The 22,485-nt window shown below is 30.9% G+C and carries 19 protein-coding genes; 7 read left to right on the plus strand and 12 right to left on the minus strand.

What is annotated here, in order from left to right:
- Positions 1-27: 27 nt before the first annotated feature.
- A complete protein-coding gene (locus DIS18_RS14950) occupies positions 28-174 on the minus strand; it encodes a hypothetical protein (RefSeq protein WP_181364024.1) in 147 nt (48 codons plus the stop codon).
- Positions 175-231: 57 nt separating this feature from the next.
- Complete coding sequence (locus tag DIS18_RS09235) at positions 232-816, minus strand: RNA polymerase sigma factor (protein ID WP_109352794.1); 585 nt, start codon at positions 814-816, stop codon at positions 232-234.
- A gap of 235 nt (positions 817-1,051) precedes the next feature.
- On the opposite strand from DIS18_RS09235, the gene uvrA reads away from it, so the two are divergent.
- Complete coding sequence (gene uvrA / locus DIS18_RS09240; RefSeq protein ID WP_109352795.1) at positions 1,052-3,835, plus strand: excinuclease ABC subunit UvrA; 2,784 nt, start codon at positions 1,052-1,054, stop codon at positions 3,833-3,835.
- Between the two features lie 3 nt (positions 3,836-3,838).
- A complete protein-coding gene (locus DIS18_RS09245; RefSeq protein WP_109352796.1) occupies positions 3,839-4,450 on the plus strand; it encodes a hypothetical protein in 612 nt (203 codons plus the stop codon).
- A 39-nt stretch (positions 4,451-4,489) separates the two neighbouring features.
- On the opposite strand, the gene DIS18_RS09250 is transcribed toward DIS18_RS09245, so the two are convergent.
- A complete protein-coding gene (locus DIS18_RS09250; protein WP_146191815.1) occupies positions 4,490-5,080 on the minus strand; it encodes an outer membrane beta-barrel protein in 591 nt (196 codons plus the stop codon).
- A 96-nt stretch (positions 5,081-5,176) separates the two neighbouring features.
- Positions 5,177-6,277 carry a DUF3667 domain-containing protein gene (locus DIS18_RS09255; protein ID WP_109352798.1) on the minus strand — a complete coding sequence of 367 codons (1,101 nt, stop codon included), beginning with the start codon at positions 6,275-6,277 and terminating at the stop codon, positions 5,177-5,179.
- A 164-nt stretch (positions 6,278-6,441) separates the two neighbouring features.
- Here DIS18_RS09255 and DIS18_RS09260 point away from each other — a divergent pair, with 164 nt between their 5' ends.
- Entirely contained in the window at positions 6,442-7,221 is a 780-nt protein-coding gene (locus DIS18_RS09260) for a hypothetical protein (protein ID WP_146191816.1), read from the plus strand.
- 85 nt (positions 7,222-7,306) lie between these two features.
- On the opposite strand, the gene DIS18_RS09265 is transcribed toward DIS18_RS09260, so the two are convergent.
- The gene (locus DIS18_RS09265) at positions 7,307-7,849 is read right to left on the minus strand and encodes a hypothetical protein (RefSeq protein WP_109352800.1); all 543 of its coding nucleotides are present in this window, start codon (positions 7,847-7,849) and stop codon (positions 7,307-7,309) included.
- A gap of 232 nt (positions 7,850-8,081) precedes the next feature.
- Between DIS18_RS09265 and DIS18_RS09270 the strand changes: the two genes are divergently transcribed.
- Entirely contained in the window at positions 8,082-9,287 is a 1,206-nt protein-coding gene (locus DIS18_RS09270; RefSeq protein ID WP_109352801.1) for a hypothetical protein, read from the plus strand.
- A gap of 84 nt (positions 9,288-9,371) precedes the next feature.
- Here the strand turns inward: DIS18_RS09270 and DIS18_RS09275 are convergent, their stop codons facing one another.
- From DIS18_RS09275 to DIS18_RS09290, 4 genes are read right to left on the minus strand one after another with little or no spacing between them, the layout of a single operon-like run.
- On the minus strand, positions 9,372-10,829 hold the full coding sequence (locus DIS18_RS09275; protein ID WP_109352802.1) for a lipopolysaccharide biosynthesis protein: 1,458 nt from the start codon (positions 10,827-10,829) through the stop codon (positions 9,372-9,374).
- Positions 10,829-12,109 (minus strand): glycosyltransferase, encoded by a 1,281-nt coding sequence (locus tag DIS18_RS09280; RefSeq protein ID WP_181364025.1) that lies wholly within the window; start codon positions 12,107-12,109, stop codon positions 10,829-10,831. Before DIS18_RS09280 ends, DIS18_RS09275 begins: the two co-directional genes overlap by 1 nt.
- A complete protein-coding gene (locus tag DIS18_RS09285) occupies positions 12,102-14,525 on the minus strand; it encodes a YfhO family protein (RefSeq protein WP_109352804.1) in 2,424 nt (807 codons plus the stop codon). The genes DIS18_RS09280 and DIS18_RS09285 overlap by 8 nt, the downstream gene beginning before the upstream one ends.
- Before the next feature lie 31 nt (positions 14,526-14,556).
- The gene (locus DIS18_RS09290; protein ID WP_109352805.1) at positions 14,557-14,820 is read right to left on the minus strand and encodes a DUF4834 family protein; all 264 of its coding nucleotides are present in this window, start codon (positions 14,818-14,820) and stop codon (positions 14,557-14,559) included.
- Positions 14,821-14,964: 144 nt separating this feature from the next.
- Between DIS18_RS09290 and DIS18_RS09295 the strand changes: the two genes are divergently transcribed.
- Complete coding sequence (locus DIS18_RS09295; RefSeq protein WP_109352806.1) at positions 14,965-15,987, plus strand: transporter; 1,023 nt, start codon at positions 14,965-14,967, stop codon at positions 15,985-15,987.
- A gap of 30 nt (positions 15,988-16,017) precedes the next feature.
- Positions 16,018-17,139: a GTP cyclohydrolase gene (locus DIS18_RS09300; protein ID WP_109352807.1), complete on the plus strand. Its 1,122-nt coding sequence runs from the start codon at positions 16,018-16,020 to the stop codon at positions 17,137-17,139.
- Positions 17,140-17,191: 52 nt separating this feature from the next.
- Here the strand turns inward: DIS18_RS09300 and capB are convergent, their stop codons facing one another.
- The 3 genes from capB to DIS18_RS09315 all read right to left on the minus strand — a co-directional run bounded on the left by capB (position 17,192) and on the right by DIS18_RS09315 (position 21,879).
- Complete coding sequence (gene capB, locus DIS18_RS09305; RefSeq protein ID WP_109352808.1) at positions 17,192-18,451, minus strand: cysteate-C-fatty acyltransferase; 1,260 nt, start codon at positions 18,449-18,451, stop codon at positions 17,192-17,194.
- Positions 18,452-18,699: 248 nt separating this feature from the next.
- Positions 18,700-19,740 (minus strand): cysteate synthase, encoded by a 1,041-nt coding sequence (capA, locus tag DIS18_RS09310; protein ID WP_109352809.1) that lies wholly within the window; start codon positions 19,738-19,740, stop codon positions 18,700-18,702.
- 78 nt (positions 19,741-19,818) lie between these two features.
- The gene (locus DIS18_RS09315) at positions 19,819-21,879 is read right to left on the minus strand and encodes a S9 family peptidase (RefSeq protein ID WP_109352810.1); all 2,061 of its coding nucleotides are present in this window, start codon (positions 21,877-21,879) and stop codon (positions 19,819-19,821) included.
- 85 nt (positions 21,880-21,964) lie between these two features.
- Between DIS18_RS09315 and DIS18_RS09320 the strand changes: the two genes are divergently transcribed.
- Positions 21,965-22,288, plus strand: coding sequence for a YbaB/EbfC family nucleoid-associated protein (locus DIS18_RS09320; protein WP_109352811.1), 324 nt, complete (start codon positions 21,965-21,967; stop codon positions 22,286-22,288).
- Positions 22,289-22,485 lie beyond the last annotated feature (197 nt).

Genomic DNA, 22,485 nt, shown 5'->3' on the forward strand with positions numbered 1-22,485 from the left:
TTTTAAAAAATCAGGACTTTTAGAAACTTAATTCAGAAGCGCTTCAAACTTCATTTTATTACAATTTATAACACTTAAAGCCTTAGAATAATTTAGAAGAAAATTAACCGTTTCTTCTCGCGGTTCAAGATTTTCTATGTTTTTAATAGAATTTTCAGAGTAAATTTTTGCCATGTTTTAAAGTTAAGGGTTTATTTATACCGATAACGCAACAAAATTTACTTTATTGTATTAATTAGTTAAAACAATATTATGTTTATCTATAATCTTACGTAAATTAATTAACGCATAACGCATTCTCCCTAGAGCAGTATTAATACTAACACCTGTTCTGTCTGATATTTCTTTAAAACTCATATCATTATAAATACGTAACATTAAAACTTCTTTTTGATCATCTGGAAGCTCATCTACTAAACGTCTCACATCATTTTCAACCTGTTCCTTTATAATTGTTTTTTCTGCATTTAGACTTGTATCGCTTAAAACAGAAAAAATACTAAATTCTCCTGTATTATCGAATTTAGGCATTCGGCTATTTTTCCTGAAGTAATCAATAACTAAATTATGCGAAATACGCATTACCCAAGGCAAAAATTTTCCTTCTTCATTATAAGCACCACGCTTAAGAGTACGTATTACTTTAATAAATGTGTCCTGAAAAATATCCTCAGCAACATCTCTATCGTATACTTTGGAATAAATAAAACTGTAAATTCTTTGTTTGTGTCTCTTAATTAGAGTTTCTAAAGCGCCTTCGTTTCCTTTGATGTAATTACTAACTAATGTAGCATCTGTAATAATTTCTCGTTGCATAATCTTTACTTTTAACGCACGAAGTAAGGGCTTCGTTGCTTGGGGTTATTAAGTTTAAAAGTAATTTTATGCTATAGATAGGCGTATTTTAAGTTATTATAATTTCAAATATAACAACAATCATTCCTAAAAAGCAAAGATTCATATCTTTTTTTAACAATTTATTCGACGAACGGTCATTTCAAAACCTCGATTAGTTGTCTTATCTTTGCTAGATTATTCTCTTAAAAAACCTATGAACACTACTATTTCTGAAGTAAATCCTAAAGAAAACATCATAATAAAAGGTGCAAAACTGCATAATCTTAAAAATATTGATGTTGTAATCCCTAGAAACAAGTTAGTAGTTATTACTGGGTTATCTGGATCTGGCAAGTCAAGTTTGGCTTTTGACACGCTTTATGCTGAAGGACAAAGACGCTATGTAGAAAGCTTATCAAGTTATGCTCGCCAATTTCTAGGAAGATTAAACAAACCAAAAGTTGATTACATTAAAGGCATTGCCCCTGCAATAGCTATTGAACAAAAAGTAAATTCAACAAATCCTCGATCAACAGTCGGAACAACTACAGAAATTTACGACTACTTAAAGCTATTATTTGCAAGAATTGGAAAAACCTATTCCCCAGTCTCTGGGTTAGAAGTTAAAAAAGATATCGTTTCAGATGTTATTAATTACATAAAAACATTTGCTGATGGTGAAAAAATGCTACTCCTTGCCCCTATTTATTTAGAAGAAGGACGTACTATTGAAGACAAACTAAAAACACTTCAACAACAAGGGTACGCCAGAATAAAAGTTAATAAAGATGTTTTAAGAATTGATGAAGCAACATCATTCTCTAAAAAGGATACTATTTTATTAGTTGTAGACCGAATTATAACCAAAAATGATGAAGATTTTTTTAATAGACTAGCAGACGCAGCTCAAACTGCATTCTTTGAGGGTAAAGGAGAATGCCTCATAGAAACTCTAAGCAACAACAAACAGCGTCATTTTAGTAATAACTTTGAATTAGATGGTATTACCTTTTTAGAGCCAAACGTTCATTTATTCAGTTTCAACAATCCTTATGGTGCTTGCCCTAAATGTGAAGGTTATGGTGACATAATAGGAATAGACGAAGATTTAGTTATTCCTAACACAGGTCTTTCAGTTTATGACAGCGCTATTTTTCCTTGGCGTGGAGAAAGCATGAGTTGGTACAAAGACCAATTAGTTAATAACTCTCACAAATTTGATTTTCCTATTCATAAACCATATTTTGAGTTAACAGAAGCTCAAAAAAAATTAGTTTGGACAGGTAATAAACATTTTGAAGGTTTAAATTCATTTTTTTCTGAATTAGAATCAAAAGCATACAAAATCCAAAATCGTGTTATGCTTTCGCGTTACCGCGGAAAAACTAAATGCAAAACTTGTAATGGCAAACGCTTACGAGTTGAAACTAATTATGTAAAAATAGCTGAATCTACTCTAACCGATTTGGTAGAAATGCCTCTAGATAAGCTTAACAACTTTTTTAAACAACTTGAATTAAACGATTACGATACACAAATAGCAAACCGCTTATTAAAGGAAATTAACAATAGATTATCTTTTTTATCCAATGTTGGTTTAGACTATTTAACGCTTAACAGAAAATCAAATACCTTATCAGGAGGAGAAAGTCAACGTATTAACCTAGCAACGTCTCTTGGAAGTAGCTTAGTAGGTTCTATGTATATATTAGACGAACCTAGCATTGGCTTACACCCAAAAGATACAGAGCGTTTAATATCTGTTTTAAAATCACTACGCAATTTAGGAAACACAGTTATTGTTGTAGAACATGATGAGGATATTATGAAAGCCGCAGATACCATTATAGATATTGGTCCAGAAGCAGGTACTTTTGGAGGTCATGTAGTTGCAGAAGGTACTTTTACTGATATTTTAGCCTCAGAATCCTTAACTGCTAAATACTTAAACGAAGATTTAAAAATTGAAATTCCAAAAATAAGAAGAACTTCAAAGTATCATGTAGATATTATTGGTGCACGAGAAAACAATTTAAAAAATATTGATGTTAGTTTCCCATTGGGTATGCTAACTATTGTTACTGGTGTTTCAGGAAGCGGGAAAAGCACATTAGTTAAGAAAATATTATTTCCAGCACTACAAAAAAAGCTAACAGATTTTGGAGATAAACCAGGGCAATTCTCATCACTAGAAGGCAATTTTAGCAATATCAATCATATAGAGTTTGTAGACCAAAATCCAATTGGGAGATCTTCTAGATCCAATCCTGTAACCTATATAAAGGCCTATGATGATATTCGTGCGTTGTTTTCAAAACAAAAACTGAGTAAAATCAGAAACTACCAAGCAAAACATTTTTCTTTCAATGTAGATGGTGGTCGCTGTGAAACTTGTAAAGGTGAAGGTCAAGTAACTATAGAGATGCAATTTATGGCTGATGTGCATCTAGAATGTGAAACCTGCAAAGGCAAACGCTTTAAAAAAGAAGTATTAGAAGTCACTTTTTCAGGCAAAAACATAGACGATATTCTCAACTCAACAATAGATGATGCTATTGCTTTTTTTGAAGAAACTGAGCAGGCTAAAATTAAAAACAAACTCCAACCATTACAAGATGTTGGATTAGGCTATGTTACCCTAGGTCAAAGTTCCTCAACCCTTTCTGGCGGTGAAGCGCAACGTATAAAACTAGCATCATTTTTAGGAAAAGGAAATAATAAGGAAAAGGCACTTTTTATTTTTGATGAACCAACAACCGGACTACATTTTCATGATATTCAAAAACTATTAAAGTCTTTTAATGCGCTAATTGAAAAAGGGCATTCTATTATAGTAGTTGAACATAATATAGATTTAATAAAATGTGCTGATTATATTATAGACTTAGGGCCAACTGGAGGTGAAAAAGGCGGTAATCTTGTTGCTTCTGGAACCCCAGAAGACATTATAAAAGTAAAAGCTTCTGAAACGGGAAAATATTTAGTAGAAAAATTATAAATCTTGTCTGAGGAAGAATTAAAGAATTTAAAAGAAAAAATTGCTATTAAACCTCTTGTAAAGGGAGGTTCAAATTTTGACACCAATGTACTAGTTGAAGTTTCAAGTAACAGACTTCAGTTTAAACCTACTACAGGTTATGCTTTATTTTGTGGTGCTTTCTCATTAGTTCCTGCTATATTTTTAAGTATTGGGATTTATAATTATTCAGAAAATAGGAATTTCAATTTTCTATATGACAATATTTTTACTGTTATTATCGCTTCTATCTTCTCTGTAGCAGTCTTTTTTTTACTTCGGGAATTCTTTAAACCAATAGTATTTGATAAGTCAATTAATAGGTATTATAAAGGTTTTTACAGAAATAAAGTCGAAAAATCAAAAAATAACATAGCACTTTCAAGAATTTGTGCTTTACAAATTATTGGAGAAATTGTAAAAGGTGATGACCATACTTATAAAAGCTATGAATTAAATATAGTTTTAGATGACGCTACACGCTTAAACGTAATAGACCATGGCAATCTCAAAGGCATTATTCAAGATGCTAAATGGCTCAGTGAGTTTTTAAATATTCCAATTTGGCATGCTGGCTCAAATAAAAAAGAGAAGTAGAATAACTACCTCTCTTTTTAAAATCATATCTAAGACATTCTAATTAAACTTATAACCCACTCCTATTTGGATGTTATTAAGTTTTACTGAACTTCCTCCAACACTGTTTTCTTGTAAGTTACTTAAGCCTTTATTATATCTAGCAGAAACAAGAATTTTTTCAGTAATATCATAAGTAGCACCCAAATCAAAGCCAATATTAAATGATTTAATACCATCAGGTGCATCTAATAAGAAACCAAGATTTGGTCCTGCTACAAGATTTAACTTGTCTGCAACTTCATACTTAGCTAAAATAGGGGCCTGAAGTTGATTTAAATCATCTTTAATTGCTAAAAAATTTAGCTCAGGCTGTAATTCAAACTTCTCACTTAAATTAATATCAGTAAAAAATACGCCTAAATAGAAACCAGACCTGTTGGTTCTATTTTTACTATTATTTAAATTACTGGTGGTTACTGCTTCAGATTTTGCAGCAGTAGCAGATTTAGAAGCAACAACAGATGTTGAGGACGACCTTGGATAATCAAAAACATCTGAGTTACCAACATAACCAAAACCTAAAGCGGCACAGGAACTTAATAAAATAGCGGCAAAACAAAATGAAATAAGGGTAATGAAATTTTTCATAATTTGGTTGTTTTTAGGATTAATACCTTTCAATATACTAAAAATCAAACACTTAACGAAAAATCACCGTTCAAATCAAATAATAAACTTCAAAAATCAATAAAACAGAAACGCAAACATTCCCAATATAAATGCTGTTAAAGGCGCCACAAACAATAAAAACAAAAAGGACACTACACTAGCTTTTATAAAAGTTTTAAACTTCCCTTGCTGATAAAAACGTCTAAGTGCTAAAAACAAGTAGAAAAACGTTGAAAATGCTACTAGCCAATCAATAGAATCATGGATATCTACAATAAAGTTAATTCCTATAATTAGACTAAACACGGTAAATAGAAACGAAAAATAATAAAAACTGAACACCAAATGATGCGCATACAAGCCACTTTTTCTGTAAAATAGCTTTAATAAAAACGCAAAGATTGGCAAGAGAAAAAACATGGCAATAGGTATGGTGTCATAAAATGTTTGCAGGATACTTCCACCCTTCCTTGATTTATAAAATTTTAGTGATTGTTTATAAAGTTGTCTTTTTATTAAACCAGCATCTTCATCCATTCCCATTTCTTTATAAAGTCTATCATCTGAAGCTCCTAAATCAATTAATGAATCAACAGATTTAGTGTTAAAATCAAAACTTGTCATATCATTTTTTCTAAAATCTTCTGCATTAACTAAAGAATCCATTTGCTCCTCAGATAATCCATGAATAAATTTGTTGTCTTCCAAAGCTTTTCTGATTTCTGCTCTAGCAATAGAGTCGTCTTCCTTTTTTTGAATTAATTGAGCAGCATTAATCGAATCTTTAACACCTTTATCAGTTATCGTATCAACTACAGTTTCTTTTTTTAAAGTTTGAGCTAATTTTTCATCCAAAGTTTGTACTTGACTGCGTTGAATAAATGAAAACAAAAAGAAAAACACCACAGCTATAAACAAATACATTTGTGCGGGATGTAAATACAACAGACGCTTACCTTCAATAAACTTACTTGCTAAATACCCTGGCTTAATTAACAAAGGAATAAAACTCTTAAAAAAGCGCGCATCAAAAGAAAAATAATTGCTAATGGTGTTATAAAATAACACTTTTACAGTAAGTTCATCTTTTGCCTGTTGCCCGCAATGTGGACAAAACTTAAAACTATCTTTAAACTGCTTTTCGCAATTTTTACAAGTTTCCTTTTGCTTTTTCATTTAAAATGATTGGTCTCATAAAAATATAAAAAAGATTTCACACAAGCAGATTATTATAAAACTGAAAGACAACCACTTACATCTTTGGCACGTAAATTGAAAACTAATAAACAATAGCGAAAGCCGAAAAGCTAAAGAGTAGGCAAAATGAAAATCCTAAGATTATGAAAAGAGTATTACTAGTATTTGCAAGTTTGTTGATAGGATTAACAACTGCATCCGCAACTGAATTAAACCACACCAAATCAAAAATAAAATTAGATAAAAAAACAAATTATCGCTATGCACAACCCATTATGTTCATTGAGCGTGGTGTTGAGTTTATAATTTTTCCTGACGGAAGTTTCGATTTTAACACCAATATTAATAATGGATATTATGATGATGTTTACTACAGAAGTAATTCTAGAAGAAGTAATGTAAATGTGTCTTATCGAGGACCAAATTCAAGAATCAAATACAGTTCTTCTCGTTACCCAAATAGAGGCGTTTCAATATCTCGCGATAGAGACGGAACAGTAAGGCGCATTGGGAATGTATATCTAAATTACGATAGATATGGTAGAATTACTCGTGCAGGATCAATTTTTATGAGATATGAAAGAGGAAGACATTCTCAACTATCAAGAGTTGGCGGTTTGCAAGTTGAATACAACAGATGGGGAGAAATTAAATATACTCGCGGTCAAGTAAACCGTTTTTATAACGACTATTGCAATTTTTGTGGTGTGAATTCTTGTGGTGTAACACATGATTTTAGAAAAAACAGAGGTAACGGTTATGGACACAGACATGGCAACCATAACAACCATGACGATGACTGGTTTGACAATAATAATGACTGGTACAACAACGACGATGGTGTATACGATGACAGCTATTACTACTATAAGCAAAATGGTAAAGTGAAAAAACACAAGAAGAACAAAAAATATAAAAGATAATTTTTGAAATTAGTAATTAGTCAAAAACTAAAACCTCAAAGTTATAATAGCTTTGAGGTTTTTATTATCCTTAAATCAAGTGTGCTTATATGGTAAATCCAACTGATACTCCAAAATAGGCACTATCAACTTCTCCTATTACTTCTCCGTTTGGTATTTCAATATCAGTTTTTGGTATAAAATTATATTCTAACCCAACTCTTGTTTTTCCCGACTCAAAACCTCCTCTTAAAAGTATACCAATTTTATTTTTCATGTTGCCTTCCAATACGTCTCCAGATCCGTTTCTGCGAATAGCATCAACATAACTAAATATATAATATCCTATTCCCAAACCTAAATAAGGGCTATATTTTTCATTATTTAGATAATAGTCAAAAGTTGGTGTAAACGAAATAATTGCATTATCAGATTCATTATCAATAAAGAAATTATTACTAATATTTTTAAACCTCAGAGCATTTAATGCTACCCCAAATCGCATTCCGATAGTTTTATTATCTGAAATTTCAATTTTAGGCTCAACATTAAATAATAATTCTAAATTTTCAGTATTAGAAAGTAAAAGTACTCCAGGTTCTATTCTCAGTTTTATACCCTGACTTTGCTGCGCAGTTAAATTTAACAAACTGAATAATACTATTAAAAAGGATAATATTCTTTTAAATATAGACAATGTGATACAGAAGATTTATACCTAAACGAAATTCGATTGTTTTTCTTGTAAAAATCAAATTAATCTTTTACACTCAAATGGAAGTTCAATTATTTCTTCAATAAAAACAAGGCTTTAGACCAACTCTATATTTTTTGGCACGCTGTTTGTAAATACATAATCGTAACCCTTAAAATTTACAATTATGAAAAAGATAGCATTTTTATTAGCAAGTTTACTCCTAGCAGGATTTACTGTTAATGCAGACACAAACAACGCAGAATTAAATTCTACAGCTACATATTATGGAGGCTATAGCAATTCTTTCATATTTGTAGAAGATGGTATTGAATTTTCTGTTTTCAGAGATGGTCAATTTGATTTTAATATTTTAAGAGGTAACTCTCGAATAGGTGTTAATATTAATACTCGAAATACAAATATTAGTTTTAACTCTGGTTTTGATTATAGCGCTTATGTACAGTATGATGAGTTTGGAGCTATTATCCAAATAGAAAATATTCCCATTTTTTATGATTTTTACGGACGTGTAAATCAAGTTGGCAACGTAAATATATATTATAACAACTTTGGTTATATAAACCGTATTGGTGGGTTGAATGTTTATTATAGAAACAACGTGTATTCACATTACACAGGTTTTATAAACGTATTTAACAGAGGTTATGTTTACAGACCTTGGCACCGTTTTTATAGCATACCAGCTTACGATTACTGTGTAGTGTATAATAGGCCTTATAGACAATTTTACAACCCAGTTCGCTATACATATAGAAGACCGTTTTATAACAACTATAGACCTAGAACTGCTATTGCAACTAGAAGAGGTAACACAATAAACAGAAATAGAAGTTATGCAACTGTAAATAGAAGCAAAAGAAATGTTACGCAAGTAAATAGACGTGCTACTTCTACAAGAAGATCTGTTGCAAGTAATAACACAAATTCTAGACTTAATAACAGCTCAGTTAATAAAAATACAAGAAGAGCAGCATCTCCTAATGTTAATAGAGAAGTTACTAGAAGAGAAAATACAGTTTCAAGAAGATCTAATTCTGAAAATAATTCTCAAGTAAATAATACTAGAAGAACACGTGAAAGCGTTAATAGAACTAATAATAGAACGAGTACAAGAGCTAATGAGGTAAAACGTGAACAAAAAACTAGAACGGTTCAAAAACCAAAAAGCACAAATACTCGTACATATAAAAGAAGCAGTAATAATACTAGAAATACGCAAGTAGCTCAACGTAGAACAGTTAGTAAACCAAGAACAACGCAACAACGCACCGTTTCAAGGTCTACACAAACTAGAACACCAAGAGCAACACAAAGTAGAAGTAGTTCTAGTAAAAATACAAGATCGACATCTACAAGAAGACGATCATAAAAATTTTGGTTGGTTAGTTTGGAAAGCCCTACGAGTAGTTCGCCTCAAAGCAACATCGTGGGGTTTTTCGTTTTCAATTAATTCCTATTTCAGTTTCAAATACTTCTTTATAAGTATTGATATATCTTCAGAAAAATTATACCTATATACTACATAAACATAAAGTATTGCAACAAGCAAAGACTTTAAAGCAATATTAATTATTGGGTTAAACGGAAATTCCCAAAAATAAAAGAGCAACAAACTAATTAATAAGAGTACTACTATTTTTAAAGTAGAACTTGTAAAAGGAAAGATTTTAAACTTCTTATAAACAAAGAATAGCTTAATGGTATTATACAGAAAAATAGCTATAAATGTTGCTATACCAGCTCCATTGATTCCTAAAATTGGTATAAAAATAATGTTTAAGAGTATCATGATGATTACTAAGAATACCCCTAAAACAAGTACTATTCGGTAATAATCGCTATTAAATAAAATGGCGTTATTACTACCCATTGCATTGTCGTAAAGCTTTGACATGCTTATTAAGAACACCACAATTAATCCGCCACTAAACTCTTTAGGAATAACAAGGTATAACTGATTTATATTTAACACAATCAATAAAAAGATAAAACCACCAACAATAAATAAATTTAAAGAGCTTCGTTTGTATAAATCTTCTAAAGCATCAAAATCCTTTTCATTAAGGAATTTTGCAGATAATGGTAATAAAATTTGATGCATAGAACGTTGTGGCACTGCAATTACTGTTGCTATAAAAATGGCCACATTATAATATGCAATCTCTTTAATATCAATATAATAACCAAGCATAACTTTATCCACATCTAAAAGAATTGTAGCTATAGAACCTGCTATAATAATTAAAAAAGAATATTTTAATATACTCTTTAATCCTGGAACACGTTTAAAAATAATTACTGGCAACTTAACACTAAACGCATAAACACTCATCACTAACATCCTCAAAACATATACTACCACCAAACCAATCATAAATTGCTCTAGATCTATAGCTTTAAAATACAGCAAAAACAGTAATGTCATGGTTCCTACCCTATGAAACACTTCTTTCATAAAATTTCCAAAAACGGTTTGCATTTGCACTTTTGCCCAAGCAAAAAACACCTCAAAATACGCTAAAGCTATAGCAATAATTACTGTGTGCCATAAATAACCCTTTATAATTTCATTCTTCTTTGATAGAAAGCTTGCAAACGTATCATGGCTTACGTAAATAATTAATATCAAAGGTATTATGATACAAAAAGGCAACACCAGCATAAGCGTCAAAAAACTATTTAAAGATACTCTAGTTTTAAAAGTAGAATAGAATTTCACTAACGTATTATGCATGCCAAAAGCCATCAAAGGCATAATTACATAAGCCAGAGATAACATATATCCTACCATTCCATAATAAGAATCGCTTAAAAATTCTGTGTAAAGAAATAAAGTATTAATAGCGCCTATAAAAAACCCTAAATAGGTAGAAATAATGTTTTTAAAGGATTGTGACGCTACGACTCCCATTAGATTAAGTTAGCTAGAGATTTTGTAAGTGCTTTTCTGTGATATTTTTGCAAGCCTATTGGGTGTGATTGCAAAGTGTTATTTTGAAACGCTTTATAATGTTCTAAGATAATTCTTTTTAACGATTCGTAATCTGAGTAATTAAAATAGTGTCCCGTATTGGTTTCTTTGATGATTTTTTCAACATCAGAACCATTTGGTCCAATAGCAACCATTGGTCTATTTGAAACCATGTACTCAAATAATTTTCCAGGAATAATGCATTTGGTATCTTCAGAATCTATCTCAATAAGCAAAAGTAATTGTGACTTTTTCTGGTATTTAATTGCCTCTTTATGTGAAATATAACCTAATTCATTTATATAATCACTTAAATCATAATATTTAAGTGATTTCAATACATTTTTACTTACTGAACCAATAAGATTAAGCTGAAAATCTTTTGAGAAATCAACATTTTCATTCACCAATTCATTCAAAACTCGCCAAAGTATTTCTGGATTTCGTTTTGATAATAAAGAACCTATATGCGATAATGTGAACTTAGAATCCATTTCAAAATCTACAGTAGATTCATTATCATAACCGTTTGTAATAACTTCAATTGGCTTATTAGTAATATTTTGAAACTCAGTTTTAGTTACAGAACTTGTAACTATAATTTGATCGGAAGTATTTAAAACTTGCTTTTCAAGTGATTTATGTTTTGCTTTTGAAGCTGAAGTTAATTTAAGTTGTTTATGATAACCAATGGTTGTCCATGGGTCTCTAAAATCCACTAGCCACTTTACACCTAGTTTCTGCTTTAATTGTAGCCCAATCAAATGCACACTGTGTGGCGGACCTGTAGTAATAATTTTTTCAATGCTTTCTTTTTTAATATAATCTATAAGAAAAGACACCGAAGGTTTTACCCAACCTACTCTGGCATCAGGAATAAAAAAATTTCCTCGAATATAAAGCATCAATTTTTCAATAAGAGATTGCTCTTTTTCATCTGCAATAATACCTTTACTTATGGTTTTTGACGATTTATTTGAAAAGAATCCAGCCCATTTATAGGGCTCATTTATTGGATGATTAATAATAGTAACATCTTTTGAAACTTCAGACACTAAACTATCATCTACAATAGGGTAATTAGGGTTTTTAGGAACAAAAACAATGGGCTCAACATCAAATTCTGGCAAATACTTTACAAATTTTAACCAGCGTTGTACTCCAGGACCTCCTGCTGGTGGCCAATAATACGTTATGATGAGTACTTTTTTTTTATTCATCCTTTCTTTTGAACTCATAAAACAATCCACCAATCACTAATAATCCTAATAAAATAGAACTCGCTAAAGATATTTTAATACCTGTTTTAACAACATCTGGATCAAATTTAAATTCTATAGTGTGATTCCCTGCTGGAATTTGCATGCCTCTTAAAATATAATTAACTCGTATATGATTGGTTTCTTTACCATTTATAAACGTTTTCCAACCTTTTGGATAGTAAATCTCTGAAAAGACCGCAAATCCATCTTTAGTATTGTTTGATTTGTATTTTAAATAGTTAGGTTTAACTTCTGTAAGTTTTATTGTTGCAAGTGAATCAACCTTATAACTACTCTTTAAATTAGACTTAGAAAATAAAGGCTTCATAAAAATTGCCTTATTAGCAGAATCTAGACTATCTAAAGCTTTTATTTCAGCATCAGCAGTATTTACTTCTTCTAAAGACTTTACAAACCAAGCATTTCCATTGGCGCTTTCATTTTCATAAGGAAACGGATTTCCTTTTTCATCTTGAGCTACAATATATTTTGTATTCAACATATTCAATACATTGATATTGTTTTGAGTAACATAGAAATTATACACTTCACTATAACGTCTTAACTCTGCTGCATTGTAGCCATTTAAAGAATTATGATAATACGATGGTTTTGAGGGTCCAGAAATCAAATCATAAACACGATAATGACTCTTATCATTTAAAATATACTTATCAACATCGCTTGCTTGAAAAGGTTTGCTCATTTTCGCACCAGAAACAAAATCATCGTTATTAACATAACGTCTATCAACACCAACTAAATCGAATAAGATTAAAGCAGCAAAAGCCACAATAAGCCATTTTTCTTTTAGTTTTTCTTTCAAAAAGAAATAGATAACTCCAGCAGATAATAGCACTAAAACTAAAGTCCGGATAGTATCTTGAGTGAATATTGATTTTCTATCTGTTTTTAAAGCATCAACAAAGTCCTGTCCATAATTTTGGCGGTAAAACCCGTCATTAACACCAACAAAATCAAATAAAGAGCTCTTAAAAAGAAGGAAGACTAATGCTATACCACCAGTGATGATTGTTGAATATTTCAGCGCATTAAGCTTATCTTCTTTCTGTTCAAAATCATTAAAAAGTCTTACTAACCCGAAAATAGCTAAAGCTGGAATACATAATTCTAAAATAACTTGGAAAGAGCTTACTGCTCTAAACTTGTTATATAATGGCACATAATCAATAAAAAAATCGGTTAAAAAACCTAAGTTCTTTCCGTAAGACAGTAATAACGACAAAATTGTCCCACCCAAGAGCCACCATTTCAATCGTCCTTTAACCAAAAGCAAAGCAAAAACAAATAAGAATAAAATAACCGCTCCAACATAAGCAGGCGCTTCTACAATAGGCTGTTTTCCCCAATAGGTTGGCGCACGTTTTGCTTCTTGAGCTGCTTGTGTTGTGGTTGCACCTAATTTCCTGTAGGCTTCATAAGTAGCAGACTCTTTACCTACATTTTCAGCATTACCACCTCCAGTAAATCGAGGTATAAATAAGTTAAAGGTTTCCAATATACCATAGCTATACTGTGTAATATACTCTCTATCTAAACCATCAGTAACTTCTTTTGGAGTACCATCAGGGTTTATAGTAAGTTCGCTTTTACCTCTCTTACTCTCTTTAACGTATTCATTTGTAGCTAAAAAATTAGTTGCATTTAAAGCTATTGATAAAATTACAGCTACTACCAAAACACCAATAGACTTAAAATAATGCGGGAGCATCTGTTTTCTATATGCATCAATGAAATAGGCTATTCCTAAAACAATAACTAAAAACATGAGATAGTAGGTCATTTGGAAATGATTAGCCACTAATTCAAGTCCCATAGCCACCGTAGTAAGTAAAAACCCAATAATATACCGCTTCTGAAAAACCAATAGAATTCCACTTAAAACCAAGGGCATATAAGCAATAGCATGTGCTTTACTATTATGGCCTACACCAAGTATGATTATTAAATAAGTTGAAAACCCAAAGGCCAATGCACCAAGAGCAGCCAATTTTAAATCTACCTTAAGCACTAATAAAAAAAAGTAAAAACTTAATAAATAGAGAAATAGATAATCTGCAGGTCTTGGTAAAAAGCGTAAAGCTGAATCAAGTTTTTTAACGTAATTGTGTGGATAACGTGCTCCTAATTGATAGGTTGGCATGCCTCCAAACGCACTGTTAGTCCAATAGGTCTCTTCTCCTGTTTCAGCTTTAAAATCCTTTTGCTGCTTACTCATACCAATATACTGCACAATATCGTGTTGGTATATCGCTTTCCCTTTTAAAACAGGATTAAAATAAGCTAAAGAAATTATTATAAAACCTAGTAAAACTAATACGTGAGGTAATAATTTTTTAATTGAAAATTGCATGAAACAGTTTTAAGAAAAATGATTTCGGAAATTAATCAATTTCTTCGTAATCTACATAATCCCCAACATCTTTATTTGAAGCTTTTGTGTTTGGAATTTTATCAATAGTAACTTCACCCTCTTTTTTTGGAGCTTCTTTCCTATGTTGGCTACCAAATTGACCAAACTGTTCACCAAAACGTTGTTCCGCTTTTTTTGCTGCGAATTTAATCAGAAAAGGAGCAAAAATTCTTGAAAGTACTTTAATTCCGTAGTATACTAATGCTATTATAAGTATGGTTTTTAATAAACCCATTTTTTAATTTTTATTAATAATATTAACAAAAATACAATTCTATTGGCTTAAAAAACGTTGAAGAATGATAAAAAAAGCATAAAATATCTATATTTGAAAAAGCCTTCAGTATGTTTTATTGAAGAACTAATTAAACTTATGATTATGACCCCATTTAAATCTATTTTGTTTTTACTATTAACTTTAACAACTACTCAAGTCTTTTGCCAATACACTGATGTTATAAACTCTAACAGACCCGGTGTGTCTAGAAGCGCATTTTCAGTTGGTACTAATGTTGCGCAACTTGAAGTAGGCCCTTATATTATAAAAGAAGAACGTACACCCGCAGCAGCTTACGAAGTATCAGGATTTGGAGTTGACTTTGCATTACGCTACGGATTACTACTAGAAGAACTTGAATTAAACATAGAGGGAAACTATCAAAATGACACAAAAACCTTCTCATCAAATTTTTCTTCTGAAGAAAATAGAGCTAATTTCAAGTTTTTAGCTATTGGAGCAAAATATCTGGTTTTTGACCCTTACAAGAATGCAGAAGAAGACAAGCCAAATCTTTACAGTTGGAAAGCTAATAGACAGTTTAAATGGAAATCTTTAATTCCAGCTGTTTCAGTATATGTTGGTGCTAATTATGACACAAAGCCTAATCCTTACACGTTTACAGGCATTGAAGGACTGAGTCCAAAAGTAATGATTGCTACACAAAACAATTTTGCTGGCGGTTGGGTTTTTGTAATGAACTTAATTAAAGACAGGATAGGTACAGATCAATCAGATTTTCAATACATCTTAACCTTAACACATTCTTTCAGCCCTAAGTGGGTTATTTTTGGAGAAACACAAGGTATACAAAGTGATTTTTATGCAGACAATCTTTTTAGATTTGGTGGCGCATATTTAATGGGGAAAGATTTTCAATTAGACACAGCAATTACATTTAACACTAAAGACACGCCTTCTGTTTTTAGCGTGAATCTTGGAGCTTCTTACAGATTAGATTTTCACAAAGACAAAGAAATAGATAACGGAACTTCAGCTGAAGATGAAGGTGAAAGAAGAGCTAACAAAAAAGGAAAGAATAAAAAGAAAAAGAAGAAGAAAAACGAAGACGTTACAGGTAAAAAAAACAACAAACAAAAAAAGAAAGATATCGATTTTGATTAATAAAACTAATCAAATTGCAAGCAATAGCCAATGATTAAACTTAAAGAAGTACAAACCAAAAAAGACCTAAAAAACTTCGTAAAGTTTCCTTTTAAACTCTACAAAGATTCTAAATATTGGGTTCCTCCTATCATAAATCAAGAAATAAAAACATTTAGTAAAAAAGAAAATCCAGTATTTAATGATGCAGATGCTAGACTCTTTCTTGCCTATAAAAATGGAGAAATAGTAGGAAGAATTGCATGTATAGTTAATTGGCTTGAGGTAAAAGAACAAAGTCAAAAAAAAATGCGCTTTGGATGGTTTGATTTTATTGATGATTTTGAAGTTTCACAAACTCTACTAAATGAAGTTGAAAAAATAGGTAAATCACACAACTTAGAGTATAGTGAAGGTCCGGTTGGTTTTTCAAACTTAGACAAGGTTGGTGTTATGACAGAAGGATTTGAATCTATAGCCCCAATGATAACTTGGTATAATCATGCTTATTATGTAAAACATTATGAATCCGCAGGTTATCAAGTGGAAAAATCATATTCTGAAAGTAAATTTCCTTTTGAAAATGTAAAACCAGAGTTTTTCAAAAAAGCACAAGAACTTATTAAAAGACGCTATCATCTAACCCCTTTAAAGCTAACTAAGACGGAAGAGGTTATGCCTTATGCAGATAAAATGTTTGACTTGTTTAATGAGAGTTACGCTTCCCTCTCATCTTTTGTTGCTATTAATGATGTTCAAAAAGAATATTTCAAAAAAAAGTTTATCAGCTTTGTAAACCCTGAATACATCAAATTTGTAGTTGATAAAGATGATAATATGGTAGGTTTTGCTATTGTAATGCCAGCATTTGCAAAGGCTTTACAAAAAATGAATGGTAAATTATTTCCATTTGAATTTAGGCATATTATAAATGCAAAAAAGAACAGTAAGGATGTTATCTTTTATTTAATAGGTATTCATCCAGATTATCAAAATAAAGGTGTCCATGCCGTAATATTTAACGAATACTACGAAACATTTAAAGAAAAAGGGATTGAAACGTGTTATAGAACACCTGAGCTTGAAGACAACGAAGCTATCCATAAAATATGGAAGCACTTCTCCCCAGAAGTATATAAGCGTAGAAAAACATTTAGAAAGAATATAGCATAAAAAAATCCGATTCAAAATTGAATCGGATTTTTTATATCAAATAGTAATATTTTTATTCGCCCATAGCCGCCATTAAAGCTGCTGATAAGCGCTTGTATGTTCCGTTATCTAAACGCGCTCTAATTGCATCAAAAGCATCTAGAGTTTCTTCAACATCTTGTAGAGTATGTGTAGCAGTAGGAATCATTCTTAGTAAAATTAACCCTTTAGGTATTACAGGATAAACCACTATAGAACAGAATATTCCATAATTTTCACGTAAGTCTTTCACTAAAGCCATAGCTTCTGGAATACTACCTTTTAAGTATACTGGAGTTACACAACTTTGAGTTGTACCAATATCAAACCCACGAGATTTTAATCCTGATTGTAATGCATCAACAACTGTCCATAAATTTTTCTTTAATTCAGGCATTGTTTTAAGCATCTCTAAACGCTTAAGCGCTCCAACTACAAGTTGCATTTGCAAAGATTTTGCAAACATTTGAGAACGTAAGTTGTATTTTAAATAATCAATTATTTCTTTATCTCCAGCAATAAAAGCGCCAGTACTTGCCATGGATTTAGCAAATGTTGCAAAATACACATCAATATCATCTTGAACACCTTGCTCTTCTCCTGCTCCTGCTCCAGTTGCTCCTAAAGTTCCAAAACCATGAGCATCATCGACAAATAATCTGAAATTAAATTCCTTCTTAAGCTCAACAATTTCTTTTAAACGTCCTTGTTCTCCTCGCATTCCAAAAACACCTTCAGAAATAACAAGAATTCCTCCTCCGGTTTGTTCTGCCATTTTTGTGGCACGCTCTAAGTTTTTTTCTAAACTTTCAACGTCATTATGCTTATATGTAAAACGTTTACCCATATGTAAACGTACACCATCAATAATACATGCGTGAGCATCAACATCGTAAACAATAATATCATCCTTAGCAACCAAAGCATCAATTGTAGACACCATACCTTGGTAACCAAAATTTAAAAGATAAGATGCTTCTTTACTAACAAAATCTGCTAATTCATTTTGAAGCTTTTCATGTAAGTCTGTATGACCAGACATCATTCTTGCTCCCATTGGATAAGCAGAGCCGTATTTAGCTGCAGCTTCAGCATCAACTTTACGAACTTCTGGGTGATTTGCAAGCCCTAAATAATCATTAATACTCCACGTAATAACATCCTTTCCTTGAAATTTCATGCGATTAGAAATCTCTCCTTCTAACTTAGGAAACACAAAGTAACCTTCGGCTTGGGAAGCCCATTTACCTAAAGGTCCTTTATCTTTATAAATTTTTTCGAATAAATCTTTCATTTATATAATAATCTTATTGCTATTAATTTAAGACATAACTAAAGTTGGAAATGCTTTTCAGGAAATTAACTCACATCCTTTTTGAGGATTTGAAGAAGCTCTTAATTTTTAGTTAGTTTGGTGCAAAATTAAATATTTATCTGGTTTGAACATAATTTTTAATGCTCTATTATCAACAAAACAAAAAAAGAGGTAAAATTTTAACCACAAAGTCAAATTTCACCTCTATTATATTGAGTTTTATAGTATTATTTTATGTATTGTATGTTTTCAGCAGCAGCTTCATTTATACTATCAAAGAAACCTTGATCGTTCATCCATTTATCACTATAGACTTTACTCATATACCTTGCTCCATGATCTGGATATATAACAACTACATAGTCATCTTTTTTAAACCTTCCTTCATCTCCAAGTTGCAACAAAGCCTGAGTAACAGCGCCAGAAGTGTACCCTACAAACATACCTTCAGTTTTTGCAATTAATCTAGCAGTATGAGCACTATCTTCATCTGTAACTTTAACAAACTCATCAATAACATCAAAATCTGTAGCTGTAGGTATTAAGTTTTTTCCTAAACCTTCAATTCTGTATGGATATATTTCTTTTTCATCAAACTCTCTCGTTTCATGATATTTTTTTATAACAGATCCAAAAGCATCAACACCAATAACTTTAATATCTGGGTTTTGCTCTTTTAAATATTTAGCTGTACCAGAAATAGTACCACCAGTACCACTACAAGCTACCAAATGTGTTATTTTACCTTTAGTTTGTTCCCAAATTTCAGGTCCGGTAGATTTATAATGTGCATCAATGTTTAATTGATTGAAATACTGATTTATATAAACTGAGCCTTTAATTTCGCTATGTAGTCGCTTAGCTACTTCATAATAAGATCTTGGATCATCTGCACTAACATGAGCTGGACAAACATAAACCTTTGCCCCCATTGTTTTGAGCATATCTATCTTATCCGGAGATGATTTAGAACTTACAGCTAAAACACAATCATATCCTTTAATGATACTTACCATAGCAATACTAAATCCCGTATTACCAGAAGTAGTTTCAATAATAGTATCACCAGGAGAAAGAATACCTTTTCTTTCGGCTTCTTCAATTATATAAAGTGCTATTCTATCTTTGGATGAGTGCCCAGGATTAAAAGATTCTACTTTTGCGTAAAAATCTCCTTTAAACTTAGAAGCTATTCTATTAAGTTTAACAAGCGGAGTATTGCCTACTAAATCTAATACATTATCAAATACTTGATTTCTGTGTTTCATATAAGCTTTTTATAAACCAATGATTATATCAAATATAATCATGATTTAAACCGCACAAAAATAAAACATTTTTTTTTATTAACCATGAATTCCTTCCAAATCTAGTAAAAACGCATATTCAAGAGCAACTTCTTTTAAACTTTCAAAACGCCCTGAAGCACCACCATGACCAGAATCCATATCAGTATGAAGCAATAATTTATTAGAGTCTGTCTTTAATTCTCTTAATTTTGCTACCCATTTCGCAGGCTCCCAATATTGTACTTGAGAATCGTGTAAACCTGTTGTAACAAGCATATTTGGATAATCTTTAGCTTCTACATTATCATAAGGTGAATACGATTTCATGTATTTATAATACATAATCTCGTTTGGGTTACCCCATTCATCATACTCACCAGTGGTTAAAGGGATAGAATCATCTAACATTGTAGTAACCACGTCAACAAATGGAACTGCTGCCAGAATACCTTTATAGAGTTCTGGGTTCATATTAATAATAGCACCCATAAGCAAGCCTCCTGCCGAACCTCCATAGGCATATAAATGCTGATTTGATGTGTACTTTTGCTCAATTAAATACTTTGAACAATCAATAAAATCTGTAAATGTGTTTGTTTTAGTTAAAAGCTTTCCATTCTCATACCATTCACGTCCTAAATACTCTCCACCTCTTATATGAGAAATTGCGTAAATAAAACCTCTATCCAATAAACTTAAACGAATACTAGAAAATGATGGGTCTACGGTTGATCCGTAAGAACCATAAGCATATTGAAGTAATGGATTAGAGCCATCTAGTTTGATTCCTTTTTTATAAACTAATGATATGGGAACTTTTACTCCATCTCTAGCAATTGCCCAAATACGCTTAGATTCATAATTTTCTTTTAAAAATTTTCCTCCAAGTACCTCCTGCTCCTTCTTAACCTCACTTTGTTTGGTTTTTAGGTTGTAATCAATAATTGAACTTGGTGACGTTAATGAGTTGTAACCATAACGTAACCACTCACTTTCAAAATCTGGATTGTTTCCTATAAAGGTTGTATATGTCTCAGAATCAAATAGCAAATAATAGTCATCACTTCCATCCCAACTTATAATTCTAAGTCGGTTTAATCCGTTTTCACGTTCATTAACTACCAAATAGTCTTTAAATATCTCAATATCTTCAATTAAAACAGATTTTCTATGCGCTATAACATCTTTCCAATTTTCTTTAGAAGTACTATTCTCTTGAGTTTTTGAAACTTTAAAGTTTGTAGATTCATCTATATTAGAAACAATATAGAAGCTATCATTATAATGCGCAATGTTGTATTCTAAGTCTTGAGTTCTTTCTTGAAAAACTTTAAAATTTCCATCAGGTGAATCAGCTTTTAAAATACGATACTCAGAAGATAATGTACTCGAAGATCCAATTATAAGGTATTTCTTGGATTTAGATTTATACACAAAAGTGTTAAAGGTCTCATCTTCTTCATGATAAACCTCTTCATCAGCATTAGGTTTAGAATGCAATTTATGCTTAAATATTTTATGAGAACGCAATGTAACTTCGTCCTTCATAGCATAAAACAACGTTTTGTTATCATTTGCCCAAGTAGCACTTCCAGTTGTATTTAATATTTTATCTGAATAAATTTCTCCTGTAACTAAATTTTTTATTTGGACAGTATACTGTCTTCTACTAACAGTATCTGTTGAAAAAGCTGCTAGTGTATTATCAGGACTTATTGAAATACCACCCAAATTAAAATATGAATGATTTTTTGCTAGTTCATTACAATCAAATAATATTTCTTCTTCTGCATCTAATGTTTCTTTTTTACGAACATAAATTGGATAATCTTTTCCTGATTTATATTTAGTTAAATACCAATAGCCATTTAATTTATATGGCACAGAAGTATCATCTTCTTTAATTCTTCCCTTCATTTCTTCGAATAATACTTTCTGAAAACTTTCAGTATGCTGCATCATTTGCTTTGTATGAGCGTTTTCAGCATTTAAATAATCTATTACCTCTGCATTTTCTCTATCATTTAACCAGTAATAGTTATCTATTCTAACATCGTTATGAATTTTTAATTCTTTAAAAACTTGTTTAGCTTTTGGTATTGAGGAAGTTGTTTTCAATTAAAGTGTATTTATTCTTAAAATTTAAGCCTTCAAAAATAGAAAAATTAAATAGCTTTGTATTGTAATAATTAAATTTAAAATTATGTTTGGAGATATGATGAATATGATGGGAAAGCTAAAAGAAACCCAAAAAAAAGTTGAAGAAACTAAAAAACGTTTAGATACTGTTTTAATTGATGAGGCAAGTAACGATAGCAAACTTAAAATTACATTAACAGCAAACAGAACTATAAAAGCTATTGAAATTGATACTGAACTTCTTCAAGACAAAGAACAACTAGAAGACTATCTAATAATCACTTTAAACAAAGCCATAGAAAAAGCAACAAAAGTTAATGAAGCAGAATTAGGAGCAGTTGCAAAAGAGGGCATGCCAAATATTCCAGGAATGGATTTATTTAAATGAAAATTAAAAAAAGACGTCCTTAATATATATTCAAACTAAAACTCATTTGAATAAAAAGTCTTCATTAAAAACAAGAAATACTGTGAATTTTATCGTTTTTCGATTTAAATCCTGGTTTTAAAATCAAAATTCAATTATCAAAATCTTATCAAATGTAAATAAAATCGACAAAAAGCAATTAGAGTTTCATAAATCTA

Source organism: Algibacter marinivivus, assembly GCF_003143755.1.
In the GTDB taxonomy this organism is placed as follows: Bacteria; Bacteroidota; Bacteroidia; order Flavobacteriales; family Flavobacteriaceae; genus Algibacter_B; species Algibacter_B marinivivus.

Excerpts from the sequence above, each read along its gene's own strand:
- DIS18_RS14950 (WP_181364024.1), bottom strand. The coding sequence starts at position 174 with ATGGCAAAAATTTACTCTGAAAATTCTATTAAAAACATAGAAAATCTT.
- DIS18_RS09235 (WP_109352794.1), bottom strand. The coding sequence starts at position 816 with ATGCAACGAGAAATTATTACAGATGCTACATTAGTTAGTAATTACATC.
- uvrA (WP_109352795.1), top strand. The coding sequence starts at position 1,052 with ATGAACACTACTATTTCTGAAGTAAATCCTAAAGAAAACATCATAATA.
- DIS18_RS09250 (WP_146191815.1), bottom strand. The coding sequence starts at position 5,080 with ATGAAAAATTTCATTACCCTTATTTCATTTTGTTTTGCCGCTATTTTA.
- DIS18_RS09255 (WP_109352798.1), bottom strand. The coding sequence starts at position 6,277 with ATGAAAAAGCAAAAGGAAACTTGTAAAAATTGCGAAAAGCAGTTTAAA.
- DIS18_RS09260 (WP_146191816.1), top strand. The coding sequence starts at position 6,442 with ATGAAAAGAGTATTACTAGTATTTGCAAGTTTGTTGATAGGATTAACA.
- DIS18_RS09270 (WP_109352801.1), top strand. The coding sequence starts at position 8,082 with ATGAAAAAGATAGCATTTTTATTAGCAAGTTTACTCCTAGCAGGATTT.
- DIS18_RS09275 (WP_109352802.1), bottom strand. The coding sequence starts at position 10,829 with ATGGGAGTCGTAGCGTCACAATCCTTTAAAAACATTATTTCTACCTAT.
- DIS18_RS09280 (WP_181364025.1), bottom strand. The coding sequence starts at position 12,109 with ATGAATAAAAAAAAAGTACTCATCATAACGTATTATTGGCCACCAGCA.
- DIS18_RS09285 (WP_109352804.1), bottom strand. The coding sequence starts at position 14,525 with ATGCAATTTTCAATTAAAAAATTATTACCTCACGTATTAGTTTTACTA.
- DIS18_RS09290 (WP_109352805.1), bottom strand. The coding sequence starts at position 14,820 with ATGGGTTTATTAAAAACCATACTTATAATAGCATTAGTATACTACGGA.
- DIS18_RS09295 (WP_109352806.1), top strand. The coding sequence starts at position 14,965 with ATGACCCCATTTAAATCTATTTTGTTTTTACTATTAACTTTAACAACT.
- DIS18_RS09300 (WP_109352807.1), top strand. The coding sequence starts at position 16,018 with ATGATTAAACTTAAAGAAGTACAAACCAAAAAAGACCTAAAAAACTTC.
- capB (WP_109352808.1), bottom strand. The coding sequence starts at position 18,451 with ATGAAAGATTTATTCGAAAAAATTTATAAAGATAAAGGACCTTTAGGT.
- capA (WP_109352809.1), bottom strand. The coding sequence starts at position 19,740 with ATGAAACACAGAAATCAAGTATTTGATAATGTATTAGATTTAGTAGGC.
- DIS18_RS09320 (WP_109352811.1), top strand. The coding sequence starts at position 21,965 with ATGTTTGGAGATATGATGAATATGATGGGAAAGCTAAAAGAAACCCAA.